We start from the raw sequence: 20,836 nt of genomic DNA on the forward strand, positions 1-20,836 counted from the left end.
TGAGCCGCCGATGTGCCAACCATACTCCGTGCTATTCAATCCGACATAACAACGCTTCAGGTGGACGCAATCGTCAACGCGGCAAATTCGTCTTTGCTTGGTGGTGGCGGCGTTGATGGTGCAATCCATCGGGCAGCAGGCCCGGACCTGTTGCATGAATGTCGGCTCCTCGGAGGTTGCAAGACGGGTGATGCAAAAGTCACCAAGGGCTATCGCCTGCATGCGAAATACGTCATTCACACCGTTGGCCCGGTTTGGCGCGGCGGCGGCCACGGCGAGCCGAAGGCGCTTGCCCGTTGCTATCGCCGCGCCATGGCACTGGCAATTGAAAAAGGCCTCTCTTCGATTGCCTTTCCGAGTATCAGCACCGGGATCTACGGGTATCCCATCGGCTTGGCAGCGCGGGTTGCGATTGAAGCAGTGAAAGAGAGCTTGTCGAACAGCTCACCCATTCAAGAAGTGATCTTCTGCTGCTTTTCGCCAGAAGATCTGGCGCATTACGAAGGCCTCCTCAGCGGAACAGCGGCGTAGATCTTCCACCGGCAAGCGGCAGCCCGATGCGGATGGCAAGCGCCATCCCAAACGCGGAGGTCCATATGCCCCCGCTCCATGAAATGGCTTGCTTCGCGCAGCACCCAGCAGCGGGCTGCATGCATCTACGCCAAGAAAGGCATCAGGGCATTTCCTGTAGCGGCCAGACTTCGACGACACCTTGGGCAACCGCGCATGGCGTCTTTGAAACCAACGCGATGGCTTCCTGCAGGTCCTTCGCCTCGATGACCGCAAATCCTGCAATTGGCAGGCCGCTTTGCAAGAAGGAACCTGGGATCGTTTGAACACCCGCACCATCGTGGTTTCTCACCTGCACCGGCTTGCCCGCGATGCCGATCAACGCCCCGTCGGCAAGCAATTGCGCGTCGTGCGCGTGCGCGGCTTCGCGCACCGATGCATCCGTATGTTCGTAGCCCCTCTCGTCGCCATACCCAATCGTGATGAACTTTGCCATGCCGTCTCTCCTCGCCAGCGAACCATGGTTCGTTGGTAGCAAATGGCGCTCCCGCTGCTTGGCAACCTGGGGTGAGCACAAGCTTCCAGCACAACTTTTGACGCTTGGCAGCGCGAGGGTTTTCTACGGCCGAAGCCCGTTTTCCAATGCCCACTGCGCAAATCAACCCCATCCATGGCAAATCGCATGCAACTGGCTTGACTGCGTAGGTCAGCCGTCCTAATAATATGTAGGACAGCCGACCTACACATCGCCATGAGCACCACCCAGACCACACGCGACCAAATCGTTGAAGCCGCCGATGCACTGTTCTACCAACGCGGCTACGAGAAGACCTCATTCGCCGATATCGCCAGCCTGGTGAGCATTTCGCGCGGCAATTTCTATTACCACTTCAAAACCAAGGACGACATCCTGGCCGCAGTGATTGCGCTGCGTGCGGCGAAGACGCAGGCGATGCTGCAGTCATGGTTCGACCAGGAGGCAACACCGCTCGCGCGACTGGGCCGTTTCGCTGAGATGCTCATTCAAAACCGCCAAGCCATTCAGCGCTTCGGCTGCCCGGTGGGCACACTCTGCACCGAGCTGGCCAAGGTAGATCATCCATCGCGGGGCGATGCCAACATGATCTTCGGCCAATTCCGCGATTGGTTGCGGGAACAGTTCAAGGCGCTGGGCCGGGCGGACAACGCGGACCATTTGGCGATGCATTTGTTGGCCCGCAGTCAGGGCGTTGCGGCACTTGCCAACGCCTTCAACGATGAAGCATTCATCCGCTACGAAGTCGGCCTGATCGAAGACTGGCTGCAAGCCCTCGTCCCCAAGCGATCGCAGTAGTAGGCCCCCAACCGCCCAGCTGTGCTGACGCCGCTTTTCAGTTCTCAACCGCCACCGGGAGCAACCGTGTACGTCATCTTTCTCAAGTTCGGCCCGAACCGTGCGCAAGTAGCTCAATGGTCCACAGCGCACAAGCAGTGGATTCAGGCAGGTATCGACGACGGCATTTTCCTCGCCGCAGGATCGCTGGAAGACGCGCAAGGCGGCGCCATCATCGCCACTGGCGTGGACAAGCGCGCGCTGGTCGCCCGTGTAACACAGGATCCCTTCGTGGCGCACGGCGTTGTGACTGCCGAGGTGCATGCCATTGCCCCTTCGGTGATGTCCAGTGGCTTCGCCGAACTGTTGTCGAGCAACAAGCCATGAGCGCGCCAACGACCATTCCAGGTACCGACGGCCTGCCCCGCTGCCGTTGGTGCGGCATCGCGCCGGAGTTCGAGGCCTATCACGACCATGAATGGGGATTTCCCGTCGCGGACGATATCCGCCTGTTCGAAAAGCTCTGCCTGGAAGGCTTTCAATCGGGGCTGAGCTGGCGAACGATCCTGGCCAAGCGAGAGAACTTCAGGCGGGCCTTCAACAATTTCGATTTCCATCAGCTGGCACAGTTTGGAGAAGCGCAGGTGGCCCAGCTGCTGCTCGACCAAGGCATCGTGCGCCACCGCGGCAAGATCGAAGCGGTGATCAACAACGCACAATGCGCAGTACGCCTTCAAGCGGAATACGGCAGCCTCGCCGCCTACTTCTGGCGGTACGAAGCCCGCATCGCTAGCCAACCGCAAACGATTTCCACCTCGCCGGAATCCACTGCCCTATCCAAGGATCTGAAGCAACGTGGCTGGAAGTTCGTGGGCCCAACGACCGTGTACGCCTTTATGCAGGCAATGGGCTTGGTGAACGATCACGTGGCGGAGTGCGTGATTGCCAAGCAAGTGGATCGCGCGCGCGAAGCATTTACGGCTCCCCGAGCACTTGCAGCGCTCGCCGAACCGAATGCCTGAAGCCGGATAAGAAGCCCTTGGGCAGCGCTGCCAGCGGTGGCCTTGGGGTTTGCATCCACGCGCCGTAGCCCATCGCTGCCCGCTATAAAACGAGTACCGCTGAAACACCGGCCAGCAACACGGCAGCTAAACTGCCCAAAAAGAAGTTGCTGGCATACTTGGTCTTCCGATAGTTGAGCAGGCAAACAATCGGCACCAGCACCGGAACCAGAATACAGACCATCCCCAGCTTTTCGTTGATGGTGGGCACCGCCATCAAGCCAAACACCAAACCAACCACGCTCAGCGTCAACGCCACCAAACCGAACACCAGCGGAATCCAAACCCAATACGCCATACGCTTCACCCCATGTGGAAAACGTGCTCACGACTTCGGTTCAATATTTTGCGGCGGCCCGCACCTTGCAAACGAGTACCCACGAAGAATGGCATCCGCAATGGACTGCACAACCAGTTCAAGATCGTCCTGATTGCACCCAAAGGTGCGGTACTGAGAGACATTGAATCCATCCTCAATATCGTTCAACCACACCACCAGACTACCGATCAGTCCAACTACCCAGAAGCCACCACCCGCATCCCCATACGGGTGTTGCTGCCATTTCATCGGCATCACCTTCAATAATTCCCACAGCCGGGATTGCTCTGCATCCATGCGTGTTTCCGCCTGGATGATCTTGTCCCATAGTTCTGTTTCTGTTGTTGGCTCCCAGTTCATGAAACCGCTCCATATTAGGGTTGCAGGACAACTGCCGGCTCGGGAAGCCACTCCATCGGCAAGGCGGCCATATAAGTCTGCTTGCTTGGGGCAAGCGCACCAGTGAGATCCGCAGCCGGATTGCTCTCGATCAGATCGGTTTGCACCGCCTAACGCATGATTCCGGTCACGAGCTGCCGTAGGCCGCTGGCAAGGTCGAATGCCCCTCGCATCTCTACCTTGCGCAGCAGCATCGGTAGATCACGGGTTTTCAGGGTATCGACGGCACGCGGGCCGAGGTTGGGGAAGATATCGGCCTCCAGGCGCTGCAGCACACGCCTGGCGTGATCCGGCGTCCACCGAACCAAGCTCTTGGTATGCCACTCCTCGGCCACATGCTCGAAGCTGTTGGGAATGGTCAGCGCGGCCTGCTCTCGACGGCGCTGCTTCTACTCGACCGGATCAATCCCCTCGGCTAGCCATTTACGTATACGGGCTTGCTCGGACCGAGCGTATACCTGCCGGTATCCCTAAAATCACCGGTCATTGCCGAACTTCCCCGAACTACCCCGGAAACAAAAAACCCCCGAAAGCTAGGCTTTTCAGGGGTTTACGCACTTCTACGAACTTCTTAGAACTCTATTCTGGTGCCCGGGGTCGGACTCGAACCGACACGCCTTGCGGCGGGGGATTTTGAATCTTTGATTGTTCGCTTTTCGATCAACCGCTTAGATAGCTTTTGCAACGGGCCGTAAGCCCTCGATTGGCTCGGAACGCCGCGCCGATGCTGGTGTTTAATCCAGCAAATTGCAGCAAAAATAGCCGACGGTTCGGGCAGGTGGTCTGCTTGTTCATGCGGTTTCTCGCTTTGGATGTCAGAAGACAATTCGAACTCCTGCACCGTTTTGCGCTGTGCGCCTACATGCCGGGATTGGGGTGAGGCGTAGTCTTCGTTCAGGCCCCTTTGGCCTCAAACGAAGGCGTTGTGCCTCTGGCCCGCGCCTGCTGCGATAGGAGTGTTTCCATGGCACACGGTGACTACGAAAAGCGCGAGGATCGGGATGCAAACCGCGACCCGATCACGGACGAGCCCGGCTCCCACCCGGTTGGTACTGGCATCGGCGCGGCTGTAGGCGGTGCTGCCGGCATTGGTGCAGCTGCGGCGGCTGGAGCTGCAGCGGGTTCTACAGTGGGCCCTGTGGGTACCGCTGTTGGTGCTGCAGTGGGTGCGATCGCCGGCGGCTTGATCGGCTCCGCCGCGGGGGAAGCAGTGAACCCGACTGAAGAGGATGAGTACTGGCGGAACAACTTCCAGAACGAGCCGTATGTGGAACAAGGTAGCGATTTCGAGCGCTACGCACCTGCCTACCGCACGGGCTATCTGGGCCGCACCCGATATCCGGACCGCAGCTTTGAGGCTTCTGTGACCGAGCTGCGCGATGACTATTACGTCAACCGTGGCGATTCGACGCTGGAATGGGACGATGCACGCGAGGCCGCCCGCGCTTCGTGGTCACGGATTGATCAGCGCTCCAAGCTTTAAAGCATCAGCACCAGACTTCGTTCTGATCAGCATCAGGGAGCACTTTTGTGCTCCCTGATGCATTGGGCGAGCACATGTAGTGCATATGCGATTGTTCCAGCACTGAAATTAGCCTGCAAAGCGCTTGCTGATATTGAATTTCCAATTTGCCAGATGCAGGTCGATCAGCTCCAGGAATGTGGTTACGCTGCCAACGTTTGGAAGGAAGCGATCAACCAGCTCTGACGGGAACGGTTGGTATAGAAAATCACGCTCATCAAACGGTTCTGGCTTATCGATTTGCCACAGCTCGGCTTCGGCACCGCTATGAATTACCGTTGCAGCCAAGTGGGGATGAGCGGTGTTCTGAGGCTGTACATCGTTGATCACCACGTTTTCCGCACCTTGAGCCTTGATTCGCTTGTAAAGCTTGGTTAGGAAATGAACCTCGTCCTGGCTTGTACGCCATGCGCACCACATGGCCATGATCCAAGTGGGAGAGCGCGCAAGCTCTAGGGTGTGGAGTGAGCTCTGGTCCTTCGTCAAAGCTCCGCGGTTCAGTTCGTGCTGCAGCACCCACGTCACAAACTTTTCGTTGTTGCAGCGTCGCAGGCAAAGATAACGGCTTGGCAAAATAGAGCCCGTGGCATTGTCGAAAACGCGCTGCGGAACTACCCAGCAATGGCAAATCTCTTGTACTGCGATGCTTTGGAAGCTCATTGCAGTGAAACCGTGGTGCTTGATCAGATGATTAGTGGCAGTGAGGCGGCCGGCGCCTTTCGGGCCAGTCAAACCAAGAAGAACTGGTGACATGGTCTACTCCTTGGGCACCGTCCAAAGTACCCATGCCGCGCGATGAGCCGAAACACTGGCGGGTTGCGCAGTGCTGCCACCGTGCGATGAAGAATCGCAGCCCTGAATAACGTGGGCACGAAGGGCACAAGGTGCCAGGCGGAGGCAGATACCTAGCCGAGGAGAGTGGCCAGCGCTGTGCGCGCACCTCAAAGGGAAAAAGGGCGTTTGAGCGCATCGAGTATGACCAGGCTGCTAGCATACGCTCAAAAAAATACCAATCAAGTAAGAAAATAATTGGCATTAAGTCAGAAACTCATCGATACCAAACTGCATCCCGGCGTCCCAAGTGCATCAGAACCACAGCGCAGGCGATCGTGCAGCTACGCCTAAACCGAGCCAGCGGTCGCCTCACCGGAACACCAGCCTCTCGCTAAGCTCCTTTGGAAGAAGGCTCAGCGAGACCGATTTAGCGGGCAACTGGTGCCAGCGCCCGCACTATCGCAGTGGATCAACCTTGATCGCCTTCCGGTAGTGCTTCGTCATCGTCACCGTCGAGTGCCCTAGCCTTTCGTTTGCCACGGCAAGGTCCAGCTCGTCGGTGGCGCTCTTCGAGCGCAGGTCTCGCAGCTGGAAGATCACACCCGAGGCCTTGCGAGCGCGGTCGAACATGCCGCGCAGCTTGGCGTAGGTCAGGCCCTGCCCTTTCGCGTCCCGAATCAGATGGTTTGATGCAACGTGGCCGGGCTCAACTTCGCGAGCCAGGATGCGCTCGATCACCTTTTCCAGTTCACCGGTGATCGCCATCCCCACCAGCTTCTTGGTTTTGTTTTGCCGGGTCCACAGACGGCGATCCTTGATGTCGGTACGCATCAGGCGGATCACATCGGTTACGCGCTGGCCAATCAGCAGATACAGATCCATCGCGTCCTGCAGCGGCGGCTCGGCCACGGCATAGACAGCGCGGTAGTCCTCATCGAACACGTACACCTGCCGGCCGGTTTCCTTGTGGCCGGTGATGCCGGAGCATGGGTTCTGCGCCTCGGTGATGCCCCATTCACGCGCCTTATTGAACAGGTGAGAGAGCAACGCCTTCTCGCGGTTGGCGCGCACCGGCGCGGTCTTACCGCGGAGGTCGAGGTATTTGCGTACATGAACCGGCTTGATGGCGTCGATCGGCATAGCGCCGAATACGGCCTCGATGTGCTTGAACTCCTGATCGTTCTTGCGTTGGGTTTCTGCGGCCTTGGTCGGGTATACCTCGCGCTGGTAGCGCTTGATCAGCTCTGAAACGATGTTCGACGGCGCTCGGGTGTCCGTACCGGAATCGAGCCGCCCGTATTCAGCAAAAGCTGCAGCGCGATCCTTGCCCAGGTTCACCCAATCACTGCCGCTGCCATCAGGCCGCGCAGCAAGGTAGTAATAGGTGGTGCCCTTCTTCCCTTTCCGCGCAAACATGCGCGCCGGTAGATCGCTGTTCTTACTGCGCGGACGGCCCATTAACCCAGCGCACCAAAGTTCGGTTGAAATCCCTGCTCCTGGCTGTCGCCGGCCAGCTGCTCGCCCAATGCTTCGCGTACCTTGGCGCGGCTCACTTGGGGCCAGCCATTGAGCGCGAGCAGGAACGGGATCTGGTTTTTCTTCAGCCAATGGCGCACTCGCGCCGCTTTGTCGTCTCCCACAAGGTCGACCAGCTCCTGGCGGGATAGCCACGGGCTCGGCGTGATCACCATCAACGGCTGCGGGCCAGCGGGCGTGATCATGGCTCAGGCCTCCCCACCATCGGACTCGACCAGATCGGCCGGATAGCGCGAGGCCAGTGGCCAAGGCTCTTCAAACGCATCCGCTGCCGGCGCCGCTTGGCGCGGCATGACGTGGAAATCGTCGTATTCGCGGTAGTCCATCACTTTGCTCCGTTGATACGGGCAGCGCGGCTCACCCTGGCGTGGTGTTCCTGCCAGTCGCTGGCGCACTCGGCGGCGCAGAAGGTCGCGCCGGCCGGCGCCGGCTCCTCGCACCACGGGCAGGTGCCAGACGGCGCCGGCGTTTCGCGCTTGGCGCCAGTGCGGGCGGCCTCGATGGCGTGCTCGCGGCTCAGCTGTTCAAGGTCGCTGGCCAGGTCAAATTGTCGGGACACGGTTTCCCCCTTGTTCGTCGTTGTGTTTGCGGGCAATGGATTCGGCGGCGATCCACGCGCCGGCGCGGCTGGCGCACCAGTGGCGCCAGCGCAGCCAGAGCAGGACGTGGGCGTTGTGGCTGATCACGGCGCGTCGGCCTCGGGATAGAGCGCGGCATCGAGGCGGCAGTAGGCGTGAGCCGCCGGTACCAGGCAGGCCAGCGCCACCACGGCGCCGACCGTGCCGCCGAGGAACAGCAGCGCTCCCGTCATGGCGGAGAGCGTGGCCACAGCAATGGCCAGCCCGCCGAGGAAGTAGGCGAAGGCTTTCAGGGCAGCTCGCATCACTGGCCCTCCGTCGCGCAGTCCTCATGCACCAGGCACTTCGCGCCGGCGGCTGTGCCAATGGCGGCCGGTTCGTAGTCCATGACCGGCTGATCGCAGAGCGGGCACAGCGGCATGCACTCGTGATCGACGTCGCTGCTGGTGAGGTCAAAAACCTTGAGGGTGATCATGCGGCCACCCCGTACGGCACGTTTTTCGAGGCGCGGTAGCTGTCGATATCAATGGCCACCACGCGATAGCCCATGCCGCGGAACAGCCGCACTATGTCGAACAGCTCGGTCGCGTCGATGAACTCGACGATGCGGATATGGCTACGCATTGGCCACCTCTTGCGGGTGGTCGGATTCCGCCGCTTGCGCCTGCTGCTCGGCCTCCTTCTCGCGGCGTTCGGCGCTGCGGCCGATGTCGTAGCCCGACAGCACGCCCACGCGGCAATCCGCGATCCGCAGGCTGCCGTCAGCGCCCTGTTCCAAACGCAGCAGCGCAGTGCCTTCACCGCGAAAGTTCGGCACGGAAACGAACTCGCCTTGAAACAAGCCCTGATCGCGCGCGGCGGCCAGCAGCTGGCACAGCGCGCCGCCTGCTTCGCTCTCCTTCGCTTCGGCTTCACGCAGCGCGCCTTCCGCATCGAGCAGGCGGCTCAACGCCCAACCGTAGTCATGGAACGCGTTTTCGATGGTGGCGGACGTAACTGTGTCTTGATGGTTCTGATCCATGGTCTGTTTCCTCAGTGCAGGGATGGCCGCGGGCGGTCCGGCGGTGCGGGCGGCGGGGAGAATCCGGGCGAGGTGGCGATCGCCGGCCCGGATGCCGGTGCAGGGTTCCAGCGGCCGGCCCGATCCCAGGTGCCGCCGGTGATGGCGAGGTCCAGATCCCGGCGCCACGCGGCGGCGGAATCGGCGTTTTGGCGTTCCAGCCGGGCCACTTCGCGGGCGGTGGCTTCGGGCTGGTTACAGTTATTCACACAGGTCCAAGTGCTCGCGGCTGCGCCGCTGCGCTCAAACACATCCACCTGCTGGCGTTCGCTGTCTTTGATCAGCTCTTGGCGGCGGCCCCACTCGATGGACCAGCTGTGCAGCTTGGTCTGCACCCGCTCGATCACCTCGCCACAGACCAGGCGCCGGCCACGCATCACCACCTCGCGCACCACCACGGCGGCACGGCGCAGCACGGGCTCGCCGAAGCGGTTGGACGGGAGCTGCTGCTCACCGGTATCCGGGCAAGCTTCCTGCTCGTGCTCGAACATCACCTTGTAGCCGGCGCTGATCGTGCGCCACGCCTGCATGAACATGGCCCAATCGCCCAGGTCCGCGGCACGGTGCAGCTCGCGCAGCATCATTTCGTTTTCGCTGGCGAAGAGATCGGCCTTGCGCAGCTCGCGCCAGACCGTGACCGGCGGCGTGCCCAAGGTCTGAAACTGGCGGATGCGGTGATTGCTGGCCCACTTGGCCACACGATCGGCGCCATCCTCGGCGGATAGGCCCGATTCATCGTCGGTATCCATGCGGTGGCCATCGATGTTCTTGGCCAGGTATTTCGAGATGTACCCAACCGCGCTGCCCTTGCTCGGGTCGATGGCTTCCACCTTCATGCGGTGGTCGGCAGCACCGGCCTCGGTACCATCCTCTTCCAGCGCCTTGGCGCGCAGGATGGCCAGCATCTTGGTAGCGCGATCCTTGGCCACCCACAGCAACAGGTGCCAGTGTGGGCAGCCGTCGTGATGTGGCTCCACCACCCGGATGCCGAACGGTGCGATGGCGTGCTTCTTGAACTGGGCGCGTGCCCTGGCCCACAGCGCGCACAGGTAGTCCTGCACATCGCGCGCGGTGAAGCGCGGTCGGCCGGCCATGCCGTATTTGTCGCTACTGGGGTGGTATTTGCTTGGCGCAGTGAGCGTAACGAACCAGGCCGAAAGGCCGGCCGCCTTGGCCACCTCTTCCATGCCACGGGCACGCACCATCAGCTCGGTGCGGCGGATGGCTGGATTGCTCACGCTCTTCTGGCTCAGCTCATCAAGCGTGGCGGTATAACCGCTTTCGTTGGTGGCTTCGGCCGCGGATAGCATCAGCCGGTTCCGGCGGGCACGGGCACGCAGGCGCCGATAGGTGGGCTCGGAAAGGTAGGCCGAGCGCGTACGCTTCACTTCGCCGAGGCAGACATAGGCATGCTCCAGCGCGCCGGTAACGCGGCGCTTGAGCCGGCCGCGCCAGAACTTCTCATCGCCCAGGCGGCGCACCACGTAGGCGCGTTGCTTTTCGGAAAGCTCGTGCAGCGGCGCCACGATGCCGGCCTCTTCTGCCTTGAACCAGGCTTCGAACACATAGCGTGGGCGGCGCACGAAGCGATCGCCGTCGCGCACCTTGAAGACCTCGCCGGTTTCCGCCTGGGCCAGGATGCGGGCGCACTCATCCGCCGCCACACGGGCCATGCTGACCAGCTCGTCGTCATCCTTTTGCAGCGGCAGGCCGGTGGCACGCAGCTCGGCACCGAATTCCCGCGCCCAGCGATTGGCATCCACCAGGCGGCGATTGGATTCCGCACCGTCCACGTGATCCGCATTCGGCTGCAGCTCTACCTTGCCGCGGCGCCTGATCCACGCGCCCATGGCGGCATAGACCAGCTCTTCCGGCAGGCCATACAGCAGGCCACGGGCAGCGGCACGCTCCTGCCGGCGCACGCGCTCGCGCAGCGTGGTGATGGTGCGCGGCAGGGGCACCGGGATATGTACGTGTGTCATACCCGGCCCCCGCCCGAGAGGCGGTAGTTCCCGGTGCTAGAATCGGCCGCGCATCCCCCGATGACACAACCATATTCAGGCAAGGGAACCACCATGGAACAACCCGACCACTTCCGCGACCAGCAGCTACCGAAACCGGTGCCGCCCGATCCCAAAGGGAAATAGCCATGTCTGAAATCCGCACGCCGTTCGAAACCGACTTCACCTTGCGCTACGCACTCGCGCTGAACGCACGGCACCGGCACCTGTATTCCAAGATGCGGATGATCTTCACCGGGCTGAATCTGCTGGCAGGCATGGCTGCTGTCGTGACGTTGATCACACTGTGGCCATGGATGGCCGGATTCATCGGCCTGCTGGTCTGCTTTGTCTCCGTGTTGGATCTGCTGATCGCCCCGGGCGACAAGGTGTACACCTTCAGCGATATGCAGCGGCGCTGGAGCGAACTGCAGAGCAACCTTCACGCGCTCGACGCCGCAGAGCGCGAACGCCAGATCAATCAGCTGTTGAACGAGCCCCACCCCATCATCGATGGCTTGCGTGCCGTGGCCTACAACGATGCCTGCCAGCAAACCGGCGTGGCTGCGGAGCACCACAGCACCACCAATCGCTGGGCGCGAATGCTGGCCACGATTTCCTGATCTCAACCGATTCACGCTGCAGCCCTCTCATCCAATGCCGGCTCGGCGCGGGTGAGTGGGGAATGCACCATGCCGCGGGAGCGGGCGCATTCGTCTTGGTCCAGGCGGCGATCCAGAGCAGCCACCAGCAGGCCGATCGAGACCAGCACGCCGCGCAGCTGGTGCAGCTCCAGCCCGGCCACGTTCGCCAGGGCCAGTGCCTGCAGGCGGGGCTGCACGTCTTCGGCAAAGCTGTAGAGCTCCCCGGCCAGATCATGGATGGCGTCGCGCTGGCGCTTGGTGAGCGGGCGCTCGATCGAGCGGCGCGGGGCTTCATAGGCGGCGGGCAGCTGCCACGCTTGTTCGCGGCGGCGATCCAGCGCCAGGCCGCGGGCGATGATGTCCTCCGGCAATGGCAGCACATCCGGCACGATGTGCCGGCCGGGCATAGCGTGCACCGTAGCCAGCAGATCGGCGCGGGCGGTGGCGGCCTGGGGCGTGGTGGGCGCGTGCATGGTGGCGGGCCGGTTACAGCTGCACCAGGCGGGCGCGGGGCATCACCTCGGCATCGCCCAGGTGCAGGCAGGCCTGAAAGTACTTGGCCACGTACCTCGCCACCTCCGATGCCGGCGTGAAGGCAAAGGCCTTGATGCGATCGATCTGCGCATCGCAAAAGGCATCGGCCAGCAGCAGCTGCACCTGCTCTACCTTTTCCGGGGTGATCCACAGCATCAGGTTGCGGTGCGGCGTGCCGCAGCGGGCATAGGTTTCGCGGATGCTGCAGCCATACACGCTGAGCCCCGCGCGGGACATCATGATCCGCGCCTGGCGCCATTCCGCCTCCAGCGCCATATCGGCCAGCGCCGGCGGCATGGGCACACTGGGCGGGGTGATGGTGGCGAACAGGCCCACCAGCCCCTGATCGGCCGCGGTTTGCTCCATGCCGAGCAAGGTCCAGCGGAAGCGTTCGAAGCGCGTTGCGGCGTGCGGATGCGACATGGTGCGATTTCCTTGGGCGTAGTTCGCCCCTCACGGCCCGGCGGGCATGATGGAGCGAGGGGTTGGCAGAGGTGGGAAGCGAGGGCGGCCAGGCCGCCGGGGTATCAGCTGGGGCTGAAGTTCAAGCCCGGCTGACTGTCATCGTTGGCGGCGCCCTGCCGCTCGCCATGCATGAACACGGCGCGGTTGGGCGCGAAGCTCGCCTCGAGGAATTCGGTGACCTGGCAATCGATGTTCAGCCGGCTGCCACAGCTCTTGCACTGGTTGGTGGCGCGCTTCACGGTGGGCGACACATAGCAGCTGGTGCGCGTTACCGTGTGGCCGCCGCACTTGGGGCACAGGAACTGGGTATTGCCGGTGTCTTTGGTGGTGGTTGCAGTCATGGGATATCCCCGTTTCACTCGATGTCGTTACCCAATACACCGGCGGGTGTAGGCATCTTCTGGTGCCTGCCGCTCTTCTGTTCTTTCCGACAAACTGTCGTTGAACTGAAAGACATTTGTTTTTTTCTTGCGCTAAATTTATCTACTCGCACGGCATTACCTGCCCGCTGACGAACTTCTTTAACAGCGCCTCGCCCCGGCGATTCCGCCCAGCCACGAGGCCCTTGCAAGGAACGCTAGCCGACATGAGCGAAGCACCCCTCAGCCTGACGCTGGTGTACACACCAGACACCAAAGACGTCCTGCCCATTGAATTGCGCCCGCCCTCTCTGGTTTGGGAGTTCCCCTTCCTGCCCAGCACAGGCGATTCCCTGCAGCTGGAAAACATTGCTTTCCGCATCGAGAGCCGCACCTTTGTGCCCATGGCCCCGGGCCTGCCCGCGCAGGTACAGCTCGCGCTGCGCTACGACGGGTTGCGTTCGCACTAGGGGTAGCGCAGCGTCGCCATGCAGTGTTTGCCCGGCTGCCGCCGCAGGGCGCCTCCTGTCGGCGTAGGCCAATTGAAGGGTGCCGACGGGTACAGTGCTTGCCCCGCTATACACGAACCCGGACAACCCACGGCTGCACGTGGGGGAGTACTCATGGCGGAACTGAAACTCCGGCTCATCTACACGATGGAAGCGGAAGCTGGGCTCGGCCCCCATCCGCTGAAGCACATCAATTGGAAAGGGCTGCTGCCCCAATCCGGCGACTGGGTGCGCGTGGATGGATTTAACCTGCCTGTGCTGGGCAGATTGTTCATCGCACCCAGTGAGCGCGGACAGGATGTGGCCTTGCTGCTGGGGGCGCCCGAGCAGGCCCACGACACCCGGCTGCTGTCGCTGTACGTGAAATCGTACTGACGTAGCCACAGCGCCCGGCGCTGCCAACTTCACCCGTAAAGCGGGTGTGACGCCCCGCACACCCTCGGCAGTCGTCAGCCACGGCGTGGTCCGCTTCACTTGGAACCGACAGGCTTTACGATTAGCTTTCATAGCAAGCGATCCAGTAAGTCTGCCCGGCCGCTTTCCTCGGCCTCGGCGCGCAAACCTTTCACCAGCATTTGCCGGCCGAACTCGCCATTGGTGTAACCCGCTTCGGCATTCAGGGCATCGAAGCAAGCACGCTCGCCGGCGCGCATGCGCACCCAGACGGGCTTGCCAGTTTCGACACCATTGGGCGCACGCCGCCTGGCACGAGGAAGCTGTCCATTTGCTGACATGGTTGCTATGATCAACCGTAGTTATTGAGCACAACTGCATGCTAGGTCAAAAAAACTTGACCTGCAATGGGTACAGGTAAAATTTTTATGACCTTTGGCCACCGGCTGCGTGCCGAGCGGGAGCGAGTAGGGCTGAATCAAAAGGAATTCGGGGCCATTGGGGGCGTCTCAAAGACGACTCAGCTCAACTACGAAGCCGACGAACGGCACCCTGATACCAAATACTTGGATGCAATAGCAGCGCTAGGGGTCGATCTTGTGTTTCTGCTTACCGGCCGACCTGACCCCTATCTCCACGCTACCGAGCACCAGAAGCTGGTCGCGGCCTATGACGCCGCACCGCCACCGGTGCGCGCCGCCGCCCTGGCCGGCCTGCTCGCCGGCGCCGCGCCCGCCTCGATCCAAGTCGCCGGCGACCTCGGCCAGAACGTGGCCGGCAACGTCACGATCGAAGGCGGCTTCAATATGGGCGGGAAGAAAAAGTGAGCACCCCCATCATCGCCGCGCCTGTTGGCGAACCCCATGTCATGGCATTTACGGCGGATGTTGCCCCTGACAGCAAAGCCATCGCCATCCCATGCGACCTCGTTGAGGGCGCCGAAGTGGGGCAATGCATCCAGGTGGTTTCAGATCACTGCGCCGCCCATGGCGGCCACATGGTGCTGGGCTGGGCGATATGGGAATGGCCGGGGGCATTTATTGAGGCGGAATACCACGCAGCCTGGGCCAACCCAACCGGTGAGCTGATCGACATCGCGCCACGACGGGACGGGGCGTACCGCACGATCACTTTTTTGCCTGATGCCCGCCTGACCGATACCGGCAAGAAGATCGACAACATCCGCCGCCCGCTTGTGAACGACCGAGACGTGAAGCAGTTTCTTTTTCTGGCGCAGCGCCAAACGGAAATTTTCAACCACCCAAGCGTTACCGAGCAGCGCGACGATTTCGATCCATCGCGCCTGCCCAAAGCACTGATCAAAGAGCTGCTGGATCTCTTTAAGAAGCAGGACCGGCTTCAGCAACGGCTGCTGCAGCGTTACCCGGGAGGGTGAACTGATTGGCAGGTAGAAAGTTGGCCCGACTGATCTGGTATTGCAAATGACCCAACGTGTTGCTGACCTCGACATCACGAACCCCGCGCACATGAACAACCGGATCATTGTTCGAGCGCAGCAACAACGCAGTAGCCAGAAGGCGTGCCAGATGCTGGCACAGCACTTGGCGGCAGCACGATTAAAGGTGGGATAAGGCATGAACCTGACCGGTCAGCGCATCCGCGACGAGCGCCTTCGCCTTGGATTGAACCAGGAAGCCTTTGCGGAAGCCTGCGGCATCGCCCGGCGGACCTTTGCGAATTACGAAGCAGGTGAGCAGTCTCCCAATGCGGTCTGCCTGAAACAGTGGGCGGCGATAGGCGTGGATGTGCTCTATGTGGTGACCGGAGAACGGACGCCAGTGGCGCTGAGCATGGACGAACAGCATTTGATTGCTGCTTACCGGAGCTCTCCATTGCAAGCGCGCTCGGCCGCACTGGTGGCCTTGCTCGCGAGCAGTTCGTTTGCGTAGGTGGACTGAACAGAAAGAGCACACGCAATAGCAATTAGCGGAGAAAGGCAAGCCAGCTACAGATCAACAAGAATGGTGCCCAACAAAAGATCAAGGTGAGTACAGCTTGGGCAACAGGGTGGACATACCAGGTAATGCGACGATGAATGCGTTGCCTTTCCTGCAGCGTGCCACCCAGTGGCTGTATCCGGATACGACCGGGCGTAGGTGCAAGCAGAAGAACCAGAGCAACGAAGATTTCCAACCGGAACCGCTGCCAGAGCGAGAGCCGGCCAAGGTGATATTCAATGACGGTAAAAAACATGCAAGCCCCTTTTCGAATTGAGCTGTACAGCAACGATTACGAATCGCTCACGAACGATTTCAAATCTGCGGGTATTGAGCTCAGAACGGTTCATCGATTTTCTGCGAATGTTGCACCGGTGGTGATCGATGTGCTCACGGTACTTGCTGTGCCAGCGACTGTGACAGCAGTTGCGACCACTGTGAGGGCGTGGTTACGCCGGCATGACGGCCGCCGCGTGACCGCCAAGCTCTCCGCCGAGGGTGCGATCGATGTTGATGTGTCCGGTTTCGATGATGAAACGGCGGCCAAGTTGCTTCGCACTGCATGCATTGAACTACGCGAAGCTGCGCGCGCGCCCGAATCCAAAATGGAACAACAGATGTAATTGAGCGCCAGCGCCGTCAATAGTGCGTATCGGGGGGATACAAACATGATCGTCAGTACAAGAAAGTGGATTACCTGCTGTTCGCTTTGCTTGGCGCCGCTGGCCAGCGCCGGGCTGGATGGCTACGGCTTGGCCGTGGTTTCCCTTGGCGAGGTCACGCGCGCCGAAAGCACCCTGGATGATCTGGTGCCGTTTGGCGATGAAGCCACCTACCGCGAGCGCATCTCGCCGCAAGTGGACAGCATGCGCGACCGCTGGAAGCGGGTGGGCGATTCCCTCGATCACCAAGCCTATGCCGCGTGCGCCCGCACGCTGGACCGCTTTCAGGTTTACGCCTCTGCCAGCCTGCACGCCAAGCAACTGCTGCCCAATTCGCCCGAGGGCCGCGCCTATACCCGCTCCAGGGTGCAGTGCGAAAAGCTGCTGACCTCCTAGCCCAACAACCGCCATCCCTCGCCACGCGCTTAGCCAGCGCGTTTTTATGGCAAATAAATATAAGGATGCCCTACTATGGAACATTCATATCTTAGCCCGCAGCGCCCGAACTATGACGGCGCCGTGAGCGAAGCCATCAAAGCCGCAGCCGATTTTTGGGGCGGCGGCGCCAAGCGCATGGACGTGGGCATCGCCGACGAGCAAGGCATGGTCTACCGCCGCGTGCGCGCTTGGGGCGCGGCCGAATACACCCGCCTGACCAACCAACTGAAGAACCGTGGCTTCGCCAACGAAGGCGCCGGCCGTGGCTTCGACGACGTATTCCGGTTTGTGGGTGAGGAAGTGCCAGCATGAACCAAGGGCAACGGATCGCCGGCGACGTGGGTTTGGTGGCCCATGGCTCGGTGACCATCCACGGCGGCCTGAAGATGGAGCGCGCCGCCAACCAAGACCAAGCCGGCGGCCTGATTGGCGCGCAACGCGAGCGGCTGCATCAGCTGGTGACCGAGATCCAGGAACTGAAGGGCAGCGTGTGCGAGCAGGAAGCGCGGCGCGCGTGGAAGCTGGTGCACCGTGCCACCGGCCGCAGCCTGCAGCAGCTCACCACGGCCCTCTTCCCGCAGGCCGAGGCAGCACTGCTGCAAGAGATCGATTCGCTGAAGGGCGACAAGAAGCGCGGCCGGCTACTGCGCCTGATCCTGACCCGTACCAGCGAAGACGGCGGCCTACGCCAGCGCGTGAACGACTTCGCACTGCGGCAATGCGGCAGCAGCTTTTTGAAGGATCTGACCTTCGAACAACTGCAGGGCGTGCTGGCCCACCTCGACACCCTGACCGGCACCACCACCGTGGAAGCCGAATGCCCCGAATGCGCCGAGAACCGCGCGCAGATGATGAAGCTGATGCGCGAAGGCCAGGCATTGAAGACGGCAGCGCGGAATATCCAGGACAAGCGGGATCGGGCACATGCGGAGGAGCTGGCCAAGGTGCGCGGTGAACTCGATACCTACCGCGCGGCAACCCGCAGTGTGCAAGGCAAACAGGACAGCGAAAGGCAGGCAACGATTACCTGGCTGCGCGAAGAGCGGGATCAGCTGAAGAAGTTGGTGGAAACAGCACGCGGGCGGGAGACGCAGCAGGATGTGGATCACGCCGTGGCGCTGCACAAGCTGCGCGGGCGGTGGATGGCTGTGGCTGCGATGGCTGCGTTTGGCGGAGTGTTGTTTGGGGCTTGGGTGCTATAACGCTGCAAGAAAGCCAACACTTAGAAGTGGAGAACCGAATGTTTATTAAAAGATTTCTAATCTTATTTTTGCTTTGCTTCGCGAGCAATGCTTACGCAGTATGCATGGCAAAAAACCAGTTCACCGGGCAAATTGTACAAGCTTATGAAGTACACGGAACAACAGGATTTTACGAGGCCCTAGCACAATATACGCCTGACGGGCACCCCATAATTACGTACGGCCCACAATTCTGGAGTAACCCCCCTCTCCTCCAAGAATTTATCAAAATACATGAATGTGCGCATCTGGCAATCCCCACCTCGAATGAGGTGGCCGCCAATTGTTTCGCCCTAGTAAAACTTCGGAAGCAAGGGCTATCACATACAGACGAAGCATTCATAGCAAACACTACAGTGGCAAAAGGCTTGCTGCCCCCTCAATATGGAGGGTCTGGCACGGTGTTTTGGCACAACACGATTAGCTGCGCCAATGGCCCCAACCCCTATTAGGCACGTCAATCTTCAGTTTTCACAGCATCATCGACGCGATGGCGGGCTTTTCATTGCTGAGTAACACAACATATGAAAATAAAACATTTCTCGAAAATCATTGTGGGCACAGCACTGTGCAGTGCATGCATCTCACAACGGACACTGGCAGACATACCTGTCCGCTATTACTATGAATTCAAAAAAAGCCAAAGCTCATTTAATGACTACTTGGTTGGCGTCGGCAGAGGTGTCTTCTGGGCTAACATCGTACTGCAAGCCAACAAACAGAAACCATTGTTTTGCATGCCGAACAATTTGGCGCTTGATCAAGAAATAATTCTTTCAGTGATAGACCAAGAAGTAAGGAGTCCCTCTTCAGGAAAAAAATGGAAAGAAGACACTTCGATAGAGCTTATCACAACTATTGCTTTCAGTAGGCGCTTCCCATGCGAATAAACTTCCATTCAAAATCCCAAGCAATATTCCGCTTGAAATCTATAAATTCACGCAGTAATTTTATCAAAGAGCAATACATGGAAAAAACATTCAAGCCAACCTGGGTCATGCTTGTTGCATCCAGCGTTTTCTGGATAATGCCTACCTGGGCACAAGGTTTAACTGGCCCCCAACAGAATGCGGTTAGATCTGCAAAGCAATACCTCAGCATTTCTGGATTCTCACGAAACGGGCTTATCCAGCAGCTCTCAGCAGATGCGGGCGACGGCTATAAAGTTGCCGATGCTACCGTGGCGGTGGATAGCCTGAAAGTTGATTGGAATCAGCAGGCAGTGAGGTCTGCAAAGCAATACCTCAGCATCTCCGGGTTCTCGTGCAAAGGCCTCATTGAGCAGCTTTCATCCAGTGCCGGAGATGGATACACAAAGAGCCAAGCCACCTACGGGGCGCAACAGGCTGGCGCTTGCTGACAGCAGGTCAGCAGGCGGACCGAAAAGCGCCTGGTAGACACCGCGCGTGGCAGAGGCGCGCTCAGGGCGAGCGCTATCGCTTACAAAACCGTCTGAGCACGCATTCGCAGTTCTGGGGCAACTTCATCGACATGCCCCTGGCATGCCGTTCGGAAGCCCGAAGACACCTTCTGCCCGAAAAAGTGTATTCATAGGTGGTAGACAAACGGAAAAAACGTCCTACTCTGGGGAAAAATAAAAAAATGACTACGAACGTGTTTGACTATGCAACCAAGCGGATGTCTGCAGACTCCCGTTGGTCGAAAGAGCTTGATGAGCGATTGGTTTACATAGATGATTCTGGGTTTGACAAGATTTTGCTTTTGCCTCATTTGCAGGCCTGTGCCTTGTTCGCTGGGAATGGTCAGCTGATTCAAGAGTGGCAAGATTGGTTGCGCACAGACCTTCAGGGACCGCATCCAGCTGTGGAAGCAGACGGAACGTCTATCGTTATGAGGCTGTTTAGCGCTCCTGATGGAGAATGCTTGAACAAGCAGGGATCCGGCCATGAGCTGCCCGAAGGCTACTTCGCAGGTTCTGGTGCCATCCATGCGATCCCTTGCTTCAAGCAAAACAAATGTGTAATAAAAGCAGTAGAAACTGCTAAGGAAAGAGACGTAATGACAGGGGGTGAGGTAAAATTCACGGACCTTGTCAACGGTAGTAACAATCTAAAAGATAGTGCTCGCATCGAGCACGTTGTTACTTCTTTGGTCGATCGGGGATATGTTATGTACATACGGGACAGGAAAGTTGTGCCTTTCCAAGAGGCGGCGGCGAACGATGCCAAGGTTCATCGCATGAAGCGTAAGCTTTTAGACGGCGCGCTTAGCGTTGATGCACCCTGCTCTGAGATGTACGTCCCGTGGAACGACGAGCAGAAGCAATCTCTTGAACATGCGATCGATGTGCTTCGTGGCAGACTTCGCAAGGCCTAGCGTTAATCGTACTGTACACTTGAAAAAAGCCCGCGATCGCGGGCTTTTTTGTTTCTGGCGGTCTACCCTCCATCGGTTGTACTTCGTGTTCAATGTGCGCAGCATCCGTCTGCATCTGCAGATGGCCAACACCGCCCAGCGCCGGTTGGGGATCTAGCTACCGCAAGATTCATCGCTCTCCCGTTTGCACAATCCACCCTCCAACCATCGCTTCCGTTGGCCAAA

General features: G+C 59.9%; 36 protein-coding genes and 1 pseudogene. 17 read left to right on the plus strand and 20 right to left on the minus strand.

Features of this window, described 5'->3' with window-relative positions; all coding sequences use genetic code 11:
- The first annotated feature begins 12 nt into the window (after positions 1–12).
- Positions 13–531 (plus strand): O-acetyl-ADP-ribose deacetylase, encoded by a 519-nt coding sequence (locus FLM21_RS16665; protein WP_148716641.1) that lies wholly within the window; start codon positions 13–15, stop codon positions 529–531.
- A gap of 142 nt (positions 532–673) precedes the next feature.
- Here FLM21_RS16665 and FLM21_RS16670 read toward each other — a convergent pair whose 3' ends face one another.
- A complete protein-coding gene (locus FLM21_RS16670; protein ID WP_148716642.1) occupies positions 674–1,006 on the minus strand; it encodes a YciI family protein in 333 nt (110 codons plus the stop codon).
- Positions 1,007–1,261: 255 nt separating this feature from the next.
- Here FLM21_RS16670 and FLM21_RS16675 point away from each other — a divergent pair, with 255 nt between their 5' ends.
- The 3 genes from FLM21_RS16675 (at position 1,262) to FLM21_RS16685 (ending at position 2,844) form a co-directional block, all read left to right on the plus strand.
- Positions 1,262–1,843, plus strand: coding sequence for a TetR/AcrR family transcriptional regulator (locus FLM21_RS16675; protein WP_148716643.1), 582 nt, complete (start codon positions 1,262–1,264; stop codon positions 1,841–1,843).
- A 66-nt stretch (positions 1,844–1,909) separates the two neighbouring features.
- Complete coding sequence (locus FLM21_RS16680) at positions 1,910–2,209, plus strand: YciI family protein (RefSeq protein ID WP_148716644.1); 300 nt, start codon at positions 1,910–1,912, stop codon at positions 2,207–2,209.
- Positions 2,206–2,844 carry a DNA-3-methyladenine glycosylase I gene (locus FLM21_RS16685; protein WP_148716645.1) on the plus strand — a complete coding sequence of 213 codons (639 nt, stop codon included), beginning with the start codon at positions 2,206–2,208 and terminating at the stop codon, positions 2,842–2,844. Before FLM21_RS16680 ends, FLM21_RS16685 begins: the two co-directional genes overlap by 4 nt.
- A gap of 82 nt (positions 2,845–2,926) precedes the next feature.
- Here the strand turns inward: FLM21_RS16685 and FLM21_RS16690 are convergent, their stop codons facing one another.
- The 3 genes from FLM21_RS16690 to FLM21_RS20905 all read right to left on the minus strand — a co-directional run bounded on the left by FLM21_RS16690 (position 2,927) and on the right by FLM21_RS20905 (position 3,936).
- On the minus strand, positions 2,927–3,181 hold the full coding sequence (locus FLM21_RS16690) for a hypothetical protein (protein ID WP_148716646.1): 255 nt from the start codon (positions 3,179–3,181) through the stop codon (positions 2,927–2,929).
- A gap of 27 nt (positions 3,182–3,208) precedes the next feature.
- Entirely contained in the window at positions 3,209–3,562 is a 354-nt protein-coding gene (locus FLM21_RS16695) for a hypothetical protein (RefSeq protein WP_148716647.1), read from the minus strand.
- Between the two features lie 149 nt (positions 3,563–3,711).
- Positions 3,712–3,936, minus strand: coding sequence for a phage integrase central domain-containing protein (locus tag FLM21_RS20905; RefSeq protein ID WP_373281774.1), 225 nt, complete (start codon positions 3,934–3,936; stop codon positions 3,712–3,714).
- A gap of 629 nt (positions 3,937–4,565) precedes the next feature.
- Here FLM21_RS20905 and FLM21_RS16700 point away from each other — a divergent pair.
- The gene (locus FLM21_RS16700) at positions 4,566–5,084 is read left to right on the plus strand and encodes a hypothetical protein (protein ID WP_148716648.1); all 519 of its coding nucleotides are present in this window, start codon (positions 4,566–4,568) and stop codon (positions 5,082–5,084) included.
- A gap of 108 nt (positions 5,085–5,192) precedes the next feature.
- Here FLM21_RS16700 and FLM21_RS16705 read toward each other — a convergent pair whose 3' ends face one another.
- From FLM21_RS16705 to FLM21_RS16735, 11 genes are all read right to left on the minus strand, one after another.
- Positions 5,193–5,876: a glycosyltransferase family protein gene (locus FLM21_RS16705; protein WP_148716649.1), complete on the minus strand. Its 684-nt coding sequence runs from the start codon at positions 5,874–5,876 to the stop codon at positions 5,193–5,195.
- Between the two features lie 477 nt (positions 5,877–6,353).
- Positions 6,354–7,355, minus strand: coding sequence for a tyrosine-type recombinase/integrase (locus FLM21_RS16710; protein WP_148716650.1), 1,002 nt, complete (start codon positions 7,353–7,355; stop codon positions 6,354–6,356).
- Positions 7,355–7,618 carry a DUF4224 domain-containing protein gene (locus FLM21_RS16715; protein WP_148716651.1) on the minus strand — a complete coding sequence of 88 codons (264 nt, stop codon included), beginning with the start codon at positions 7,616–7,618 and terminating at the stop codon, positions 7,355–7,357. The genes FLM21_RS16710 and FLM21_RS16715 overlap by 1 nt, the downstream gene beginning before the upstream one ends.
- Positions 7,619–7,621: 3 nt before the next feature.
- Positions 7,622–7,759: a hypothetical protein gene (locus tag FLM21_RS20910; RefSeq protein ID WP_187359951.1), complete on the minus strand. Its 138-nt coding sequence runs from the start codon at positions 7,757–7,759 to the stop codon at positions 7,622–7,624.
- On the minus strand, positions 7,759–7,992 hold the full coding sequence (locus FLM21_RS16720) for a hypothetical protein (RefSeq protein WP_148716652.1): 234 nt from the start codon (positions 7,990–7,992) through the stop codon (positions 7,759–7,761). The genes FLM21_RS20910 and FLM21_RS16720 overlap by 1 nt, the downstream gene beginning before the upstream one ends.
- Positions 7,976–8,119, minus strand: coding sequence for a hypothetical protein (locus FLM21_RS20915; RefSeq protein WP_187359952.1), 144 nt, complete (start codon positions 8,117–8,119; stop codon positions 7,976–7,978). Before FLM21_RS20915 ends, FLM21_RS16720 begins: the two co-directional genes overlap by 17 nt.
- Complete coding sequence (locus tag FLM21_RS16725; RefSeq protein ID WP_148716653.1) at positions 8,116–8,316, minus strand: hypothetical protein; 201 nt, start codon at positions 8,314–8,316, stop codon at positions 8,116–8,118. Before FLM21_RS16725 ends, FLM21_RS20915 begins: the two co-directional genes overlap by 4 nt.
- A complete protein-coding gene (locus FLM21_RS20920; RefSeq protein WP_187359953.1) occupies positions 8,316–8,486 on the minus strand; it encodes a hypothetical protein in 171 nt (56 codons plus the stop codon). The genes FLM21_RS16725 and FLM21_RS20920 overlap by 1 nt, the downstream gene beginning before the upstream one ends.
- Positions 8,483–8,635: a hypothetical protein gene (locus tag FLM21_RS20925; protein ID WP_187359954.1), complete on the minus strand. Its 153-nt coding sequence runs from the start codon at positions 8,633–8,635 to the stop codon at positions 8,483–8,485. The genes FLM21_RS20920 and FLM21_RS20925 overlap by 4 nt, the downstream gene beginning before the upstream one ends.
- Positions 8,628–9,032 (minus strand): hypothetical protein, encoded by a 405-nt coding sequence (locus FLM21_RS16730; protein WP_148716654.1) that lies wholly within the window; start codon positions 9,030–9,032, stop codon positions 8,628–8,630. Before FLM21_RS16730 ends, FLM21_RS20925 begins: the two co-directional genes overlap by 8 nt.
- 11 nt (positions 9,033–9,043) lie before the next feature.
- Positions 9,044–11,053, minus strand: a complete 2,010-nt coding sequence (locus FLM21_RS16735) for a replication endonuclease (RefSeq protein WP_148716655.1) — start codon at positions 11,051–11,053, stop codon at positions 9,044–9,046.
- Positions 11,054–11,220: 167 nt separating this feature from the next.
- Here FLM21_RS16735 and FLM21_RS16740 point away from each other — a divergent pair, with 167 nt between their 5' ends.
- On the plus strand, positions 11,221–11,694 hold the full coding sequence (locus FLM21_RS16740) for a hypothetical protein (RefSeq protein WP_148716656.1): 474 nt from the start codon (positions 11,221–11,223) through the stop codon (positions 11,692–11,694).
- An 11-nt stretch (positions 11,695–11,705) separates the two neighbouring features.
- Here the strand turns inward: FLM21_RS16740 and FLM21_RS16745 are convergent, their stop codons facing one another.
- The 3 genes from FLM21_RS16745 to FLM21_RS16755 all read right to left on the minus strand — a co-directional run bounded on the left by FLM21_RS16745 (position 11,706) and on the right by FLM21_RS16755 (position 13,055).
- The gene (locus tag FLM21_RS16745) at positions 11,706–12,188 is read right to left on the minus strand and encodes a hypothetical protein (RefSeq protein WP_148716657.1); all 483 of its coding nucleotides are present in this window, start codon (positions 12,186–12,188) and stop codon (positions 11,706–11,708) included.
- 13 nt (positions 12,189–12,201) lie between these two features.
- Positions 12,202–12,672: a replication endonuclease gene (locus FLM21_RS16750; RefSeq protein ID WP_148716658.1), complete on the minus strand. Its 471-nt coding sequence runs from the start codon at positions 12,670–12,672 to the stop codon at positions 12,202–12,204.
- A 104-nt stretch (positions 12,673–12,776) separates the two neighbouring features.
- Positions 12,777–13,055, minus strand: coding sequence for an ogr/Delta-like zinc finger family protein (locus FLM21_RS16755; protein ID WP_148716659.1), 279 nt, complete (start codon positions 13,053–13,055; stop codon positions 12,777–12,779).
- Between the two features lie 245 nt (positions 13,056–13,300).
- Here FLM21_RS16755 and FLM21_RS16760 point away from each other — a divergent pair, with 245 nt between their 5' ends.
- Positions 13,301–13,543, plus strand: coding sequence for a hypothetical protein (locus FLM21_RS16760; RefSeq protein WP_148716660.1), 243 nt, complete (start codon positions 13,301–13,303; stop codon positions 13,541–13,543).
- A gap of 153 nt (positions 13,544–13,696) precedes the next feature.
- Positions 13,697–13,957, plus strand: coding sequence for a hypothetical protein (locus FLM21_RS16765; RefSeq protein WP_148716661.1), 261 nt, complete (start codon positions 13,697–13,699; stop codon positions 13,955–13,957).
- Between the two features lie 128 nt (positions 13,958–14,085).
- On the opposite strand, the gene FLM21_RS20930 is transcribed toward FLM21_RS16765, so the two are convergent.
- Positions 14,086–14,235, minus strand: coding sequence for a hypothetical protein (locus FLM21_RS20930; protein WP_187359955.1), 150 nt, complete (start codon positions 14,233–14,235; stop codon positions 14,086–14,088).
- Between the two features lie 147 nt (positions 14,236–14,382).
- Here FLM21_RS20930 and FLM21_RS16775 point away from each other — a divergent pair, with 147 nt between their 5' ends.
- The 3 genes from FLM21_RS16775 (at position 14,383) to FLM21_RS16785 (ending at position 15,885) form a co-directional block, all read left to right on the plus strand.
- Positions 14,383–14,802, plus strand: coding sequence for a helix-turn-helix domain-containing protein (locus tag FLM21_RS16775; protein ID WP_148716663.1), 420 nt, complete (start codon positions 14,383–14,385; stop codon positions 14,800–14,802).
- A complete protein-coding gene (locus tag FLM21_RS16780) occupies positions 14,799–15,371 on the plus strand; it encodes a hypothetical protein (protein WP_148716664.1) in 573 nt (190 codons plus the stop codon). Before FLM21_RS16775 ends, FLM21_RS16780 begins: the two co-directional genes overlap by 4 nt.
- A 199-nt stretch (positions 15,372–15,570) precedes the next feature.
- Positions 15,571–15,885 (plus strand): helix-turn-helix domain-containing protein, encoded by a 315-nt coding sequence (locus FLM21_RS16785; RefSeq protein ID WP_148716665.1) that lies wholly within the window; start codon positions 15,571–15,573, stop codon positions 15,883–15,885.
- On the opposite strand, the pseudogene FLM21_RS21735 reads toward FLM21_RS16785, so the two are convergent.
- Positions 15,885–15,941: pseudogene (locus FLM21_RS21735) on the minus strand (hypothetical protein); the annotation flags it as partial. The gene FLM21_RS16785 and the pseudogene FLM21_RS21735 sit on opposite strands and share 1 nt — an antisense overlap.
- 231 nt (positions 15,942–16,172) lie before the next feature.
- On the opposite strand from FLM21_RS21735, the gene FLM21_RS16790 reads away from it, so the two are divergent.
- The 6 genes from FLM21_RS16790 to FLM21_RS16815 all read left to right on the plus strand — a co-directional run bounded on the left by FLM21_RS16790 (position 16,173) and on the right by FLM21_RS16815 (position 20,611).
- A complete protein-coding gene (locus FLM21_RS16790) occupies positions 16,173–16,556 on the plus strand; it encodes a hypothetical protein (RefSeq protein ID WP_148716666.1) in 384 nt (127 codons plus the stop codon).
- A gap of 45 nt (positions 16,557–16,601) precedes the next feature.
- Positions 16,602–16,991, plus strand: coding sequence for a hypothetical protein (locus FLM21_RS16795; protein WP_148716667.1), 390 nt, complete (start codon positions 16,602–16,604; stop codon positions 16,989–16,991).
- A 75-nt stretch (positions 16,992–17,066) separates the two neighbouring features.
- Positions 17,067–17,345, plus strand: a complete 279-nt coding sequence (locus FLM21_RS16800; protein ID WP_148716668.1) for a hypothetical protein — start codon at positions 17,067–17,069, stop codon at positions 17,343–17,345.
- Entirely contained in the window at positions 17,342–18,235 is an 894-nt protein-coding gene (locus FLM21_RS16805) for a hypothetical protein (protein ID WP_148716669.1), read from the plus strand. The genes FLM21_RS16800 and FLM21_RS16805 overlap by 4 nt, the downstream gene beginning before the upstream one ends.
- A 1,006-nt stretch (positions 18,236–19,241) precedes the next feature.
- Positions 19,242–19,634 (plus strand): Ltp family lipoprotein, encoded by a 393-nt coding sequence (locus FLM21_RS16810; RefSeq protein WP_148716670.1) that lies wholly within the window; start codon positions 19,242–19,244, stop codon positions 19,632–19,634.
- A 254-nt stretch (positions 19,635–19,888) separates the two neighbouring features.
- Positions 19,889–20,611 (plus strand): hypothetical protein, encoded by a 723-nt coding sequence (locus tag FLM21_RS16815; RefSeq protein WP_148716671.1) that lies wholly within the window; start codon positions 19,889–19,891, stop codon positions 20,609–20,611.
- Positions 20,612–20,836: the final 225 nt, after the last annotated feature.

It is taken from the genome of Chitinolyticbacter meiyuanensis (assembly GCF_008033135.1).
In the GTDB taxonomy this organism is placed as follows: Bacteria; Pseudomonadota; Gammaproteobacteria; order Burkholderiales; family Chitinibacteraceae; genus Chitinolyticbacter; species Chitinolyticbacter meiyuanensis.

What these genes read in the sequence shown, in the direction of transcription:
- FLM21_RS16710 (WP_148716650.1), bottom strand. Translation starts at nt 7,355, where the DNA reads ATGGGCCGTCCGCGCAGTAAGAACAGCGATCTACCGGCGCGCATGTTT.
- FLM21_RS16670 (WP_148716642.1), bottom strand. Translation starts at nt 1,006, where the DNA reads ATGGCAAAGTTCATCACGATTGGGTATGGCGACGAGAGGGGCTACGAA.
- FLM21_RS16735 (WP_148716655.1), bottom strand. Translation starts at nt 11,053, where the DNA reads ATGACACACGTACATATCCCGGTGCCCCTGCCGCGCACCATCACCACG.
- FLM21_RS16800 (WP_148716668.1), top strand. Translation starts at nt 17,067, where the DNA reads ATGGAACATTCATATCTTAGCCCGCAGCGCCCGAACTATGACGGCGCC.
- FLM21_RS16775 (WP_148716663.1), top strand. Translation starts at nt 14,383, where the DNA reads ATGGGTACAGGTAAAATTTTTATGACCTTTGGCCACCGGCTGCGTGCC.
- FLM21_RS16755 (WP_148716659.1), bottom strand. Translation starts at nt 13,055, where the DNA reads ATGACTGCAACCACCACCAAAGACACCGGCAATACCCAGTTCCTGTGC.
- FLM21_RS16790 (WP_148716666.1), top strand. Translation starts at nt 16,173, where the DNA reads ATGACGGTAAAAAACATGCAAGCCCCTTTTCGAATTGAGCTGTACAGC.
- FLM21_RS16675 (WP_148716643.1), top strand. Translation starts at nt 1,262, where the DNA reads ATGAGCACCACCCAGACCACACGCGACCAAATCGTTGAAGCCGCCGAT.
- FLM21_RS16700 (WP_148716648.1), top strand. Translation starts at nt 4,566, where the DNA reads ATGGCACACGGTGACTACGAAAAGCGCGAGGATCGGGATGCAAACCGC.
- FLM21_RS16785 (WP_148716665.1), top strand. Translation starts at nt 15,571, where the DNA reads ATGAACCTGACCGGTCAGCGCATCCGCGACGAGCGCCTTCGCCTTGGA.
- FLM21_RS20920 (WP_187359953.1), bottom strand. Translation starts at nt 8,486, where the DNA reads ATGATCACCCTCAAGGTTTTTGACCTCACCAGCAGCGACGTCGATCAC.
- FLM21_RS16725 (WP_148716653.1), bottom strand. Translation starts at nt 8,316, where the DNA reads ATGCGAGCTGCCCTGAAAGCCTTCGCCTACTTCCTCGGCGGGCTGGCC.
- FLM21_RS16745 (WP_148716657.1), bottom strand. Translation starts at nt 12,188, where the DNA reads ATGCACGCGCCCACCACGCCCCAGGCCGCCACCGCCCGCGCCGATCTG.
- FLM21_RS16750 (WP_148716658.1), bottom strand. Translation starts at nt 12,672, where the DNA reads ATGTCGCATCCGCACGCCGCAACGCGCTTCGAACGCTTCCGCTGGACC.
- FLM21_RS20925 (WP_187359954.1), bottom strand. Translation starts at nt 8,635, where the DNA reads ATGCGTAGCCATATCCGCATCGTCGAGTTCATCGACGCGACCGAGCTG.
- FLM21_RS16690 (WP_148716646.1), bottom strand. Translation starts at nt 3,181, where the DNA reads ATGGCGTATTGGGTTTGGATTCCGCTGGTGTTCGGTTTGGTGGCGTTG.
- FLM21_RS16760 (WP_148716660.1), top strand. Translation starts at nt 13,301, where the DNA reads ATGAGCGAAGCACCCCTCAGCCTGACGCTGGTGTACACACCAGACACC.
- FLM21_RS16805 (WP_148716669.1), top strand. Translation starts at nt 17,342, where the DNA reads ATGAACCAAGGGCAACGGATCGCCGGCGACGTGGGTTTGGTGGCCCAT.
- FLM21_RS16810 (WP_148716670.1), top strand. Translation starts at nt 19,242, where the DNA reads ATGGAAAAAACATTCAAGCCAACCTGGGTCATGCTTGTTGCATCCAGC.
- FLM21_RS16795 (WP_148716667.1), top strand. Translation starts at nt 16,602, where the DNA reads ATGATCGTCAGTACAAGAAAGTGGATTACCTGCTGTTCGCTTTGCTTG.
- FLM21_RS16705 (WP_148716649.1), bottom strand. Translation starts at nt 5,876, where the DNA reads ATGTCACCAGTTCTTCTTGGTTTGACTGGCCCGAAAGGCGCCGGCCGC.
- FLM21_RS16715 (WP_148716651.1), bottom strand. Translation starts at nt 7,618, where the DNA reads ATGATCACGCCCGCTGGCCCGCAGCCGTTGATGGTGATCACGCCGAGC.
- FLM21_RS20930 (WP_187359955.1), bottom strand. Translation starts at nt 14,235, where the DNA reads ATGCGCGCCGGCGAGCGTGCTTGCTTCGATGCCCTGAATGCCGAAGCG.
- FLM21_RS20910 (WP_187359951.1), bottom strand. Translation starts at nt 7,759, where the DNA reads ATGGACTACCGCGAATACGACGATTTCCACGTCATGCCGCGCCAAGCG.
- FLM21_RS16765 (WP_148716661.1), top strand. Translation starts at nt 13,697, where the DNA reads ATGGCGGAACTGAAACTCCGGCTCATCTACACGATGGAAGCGGAAGCT.
- FLM21_RS16685 (WP_148716645.1), top strand. Translation starts at nt 2,206, where the DNA reads ATGAGCGCGCCAACGACCATTCCAGGTACCGACGGCCTGCCCCGCTGC.
- FLM21_RS16695 (WP_148716647.1), bottom strand. Translation starts at nt 3,562, where the DNA reads ATGAACTGGGAGCCAACAACAGAAACAGAACTATGGGACAAGATCATC.
- FLM21_RS16730 (WP_148716654.1), bottom strand. Translation starts at nt 9,032, where the DNA reads ATGGATCAGAACCATCAAGACACAGTTACGTCCGCCACCATCGAAAAC.
- FLM21_RS16740 (WP_148716656.1), top strand. Translation starts at nt 11,221, where the DNA reads ATGTCTGAAATCCGCACGCCGTTCGAAACCGACTTCACCTTGCGCTAC.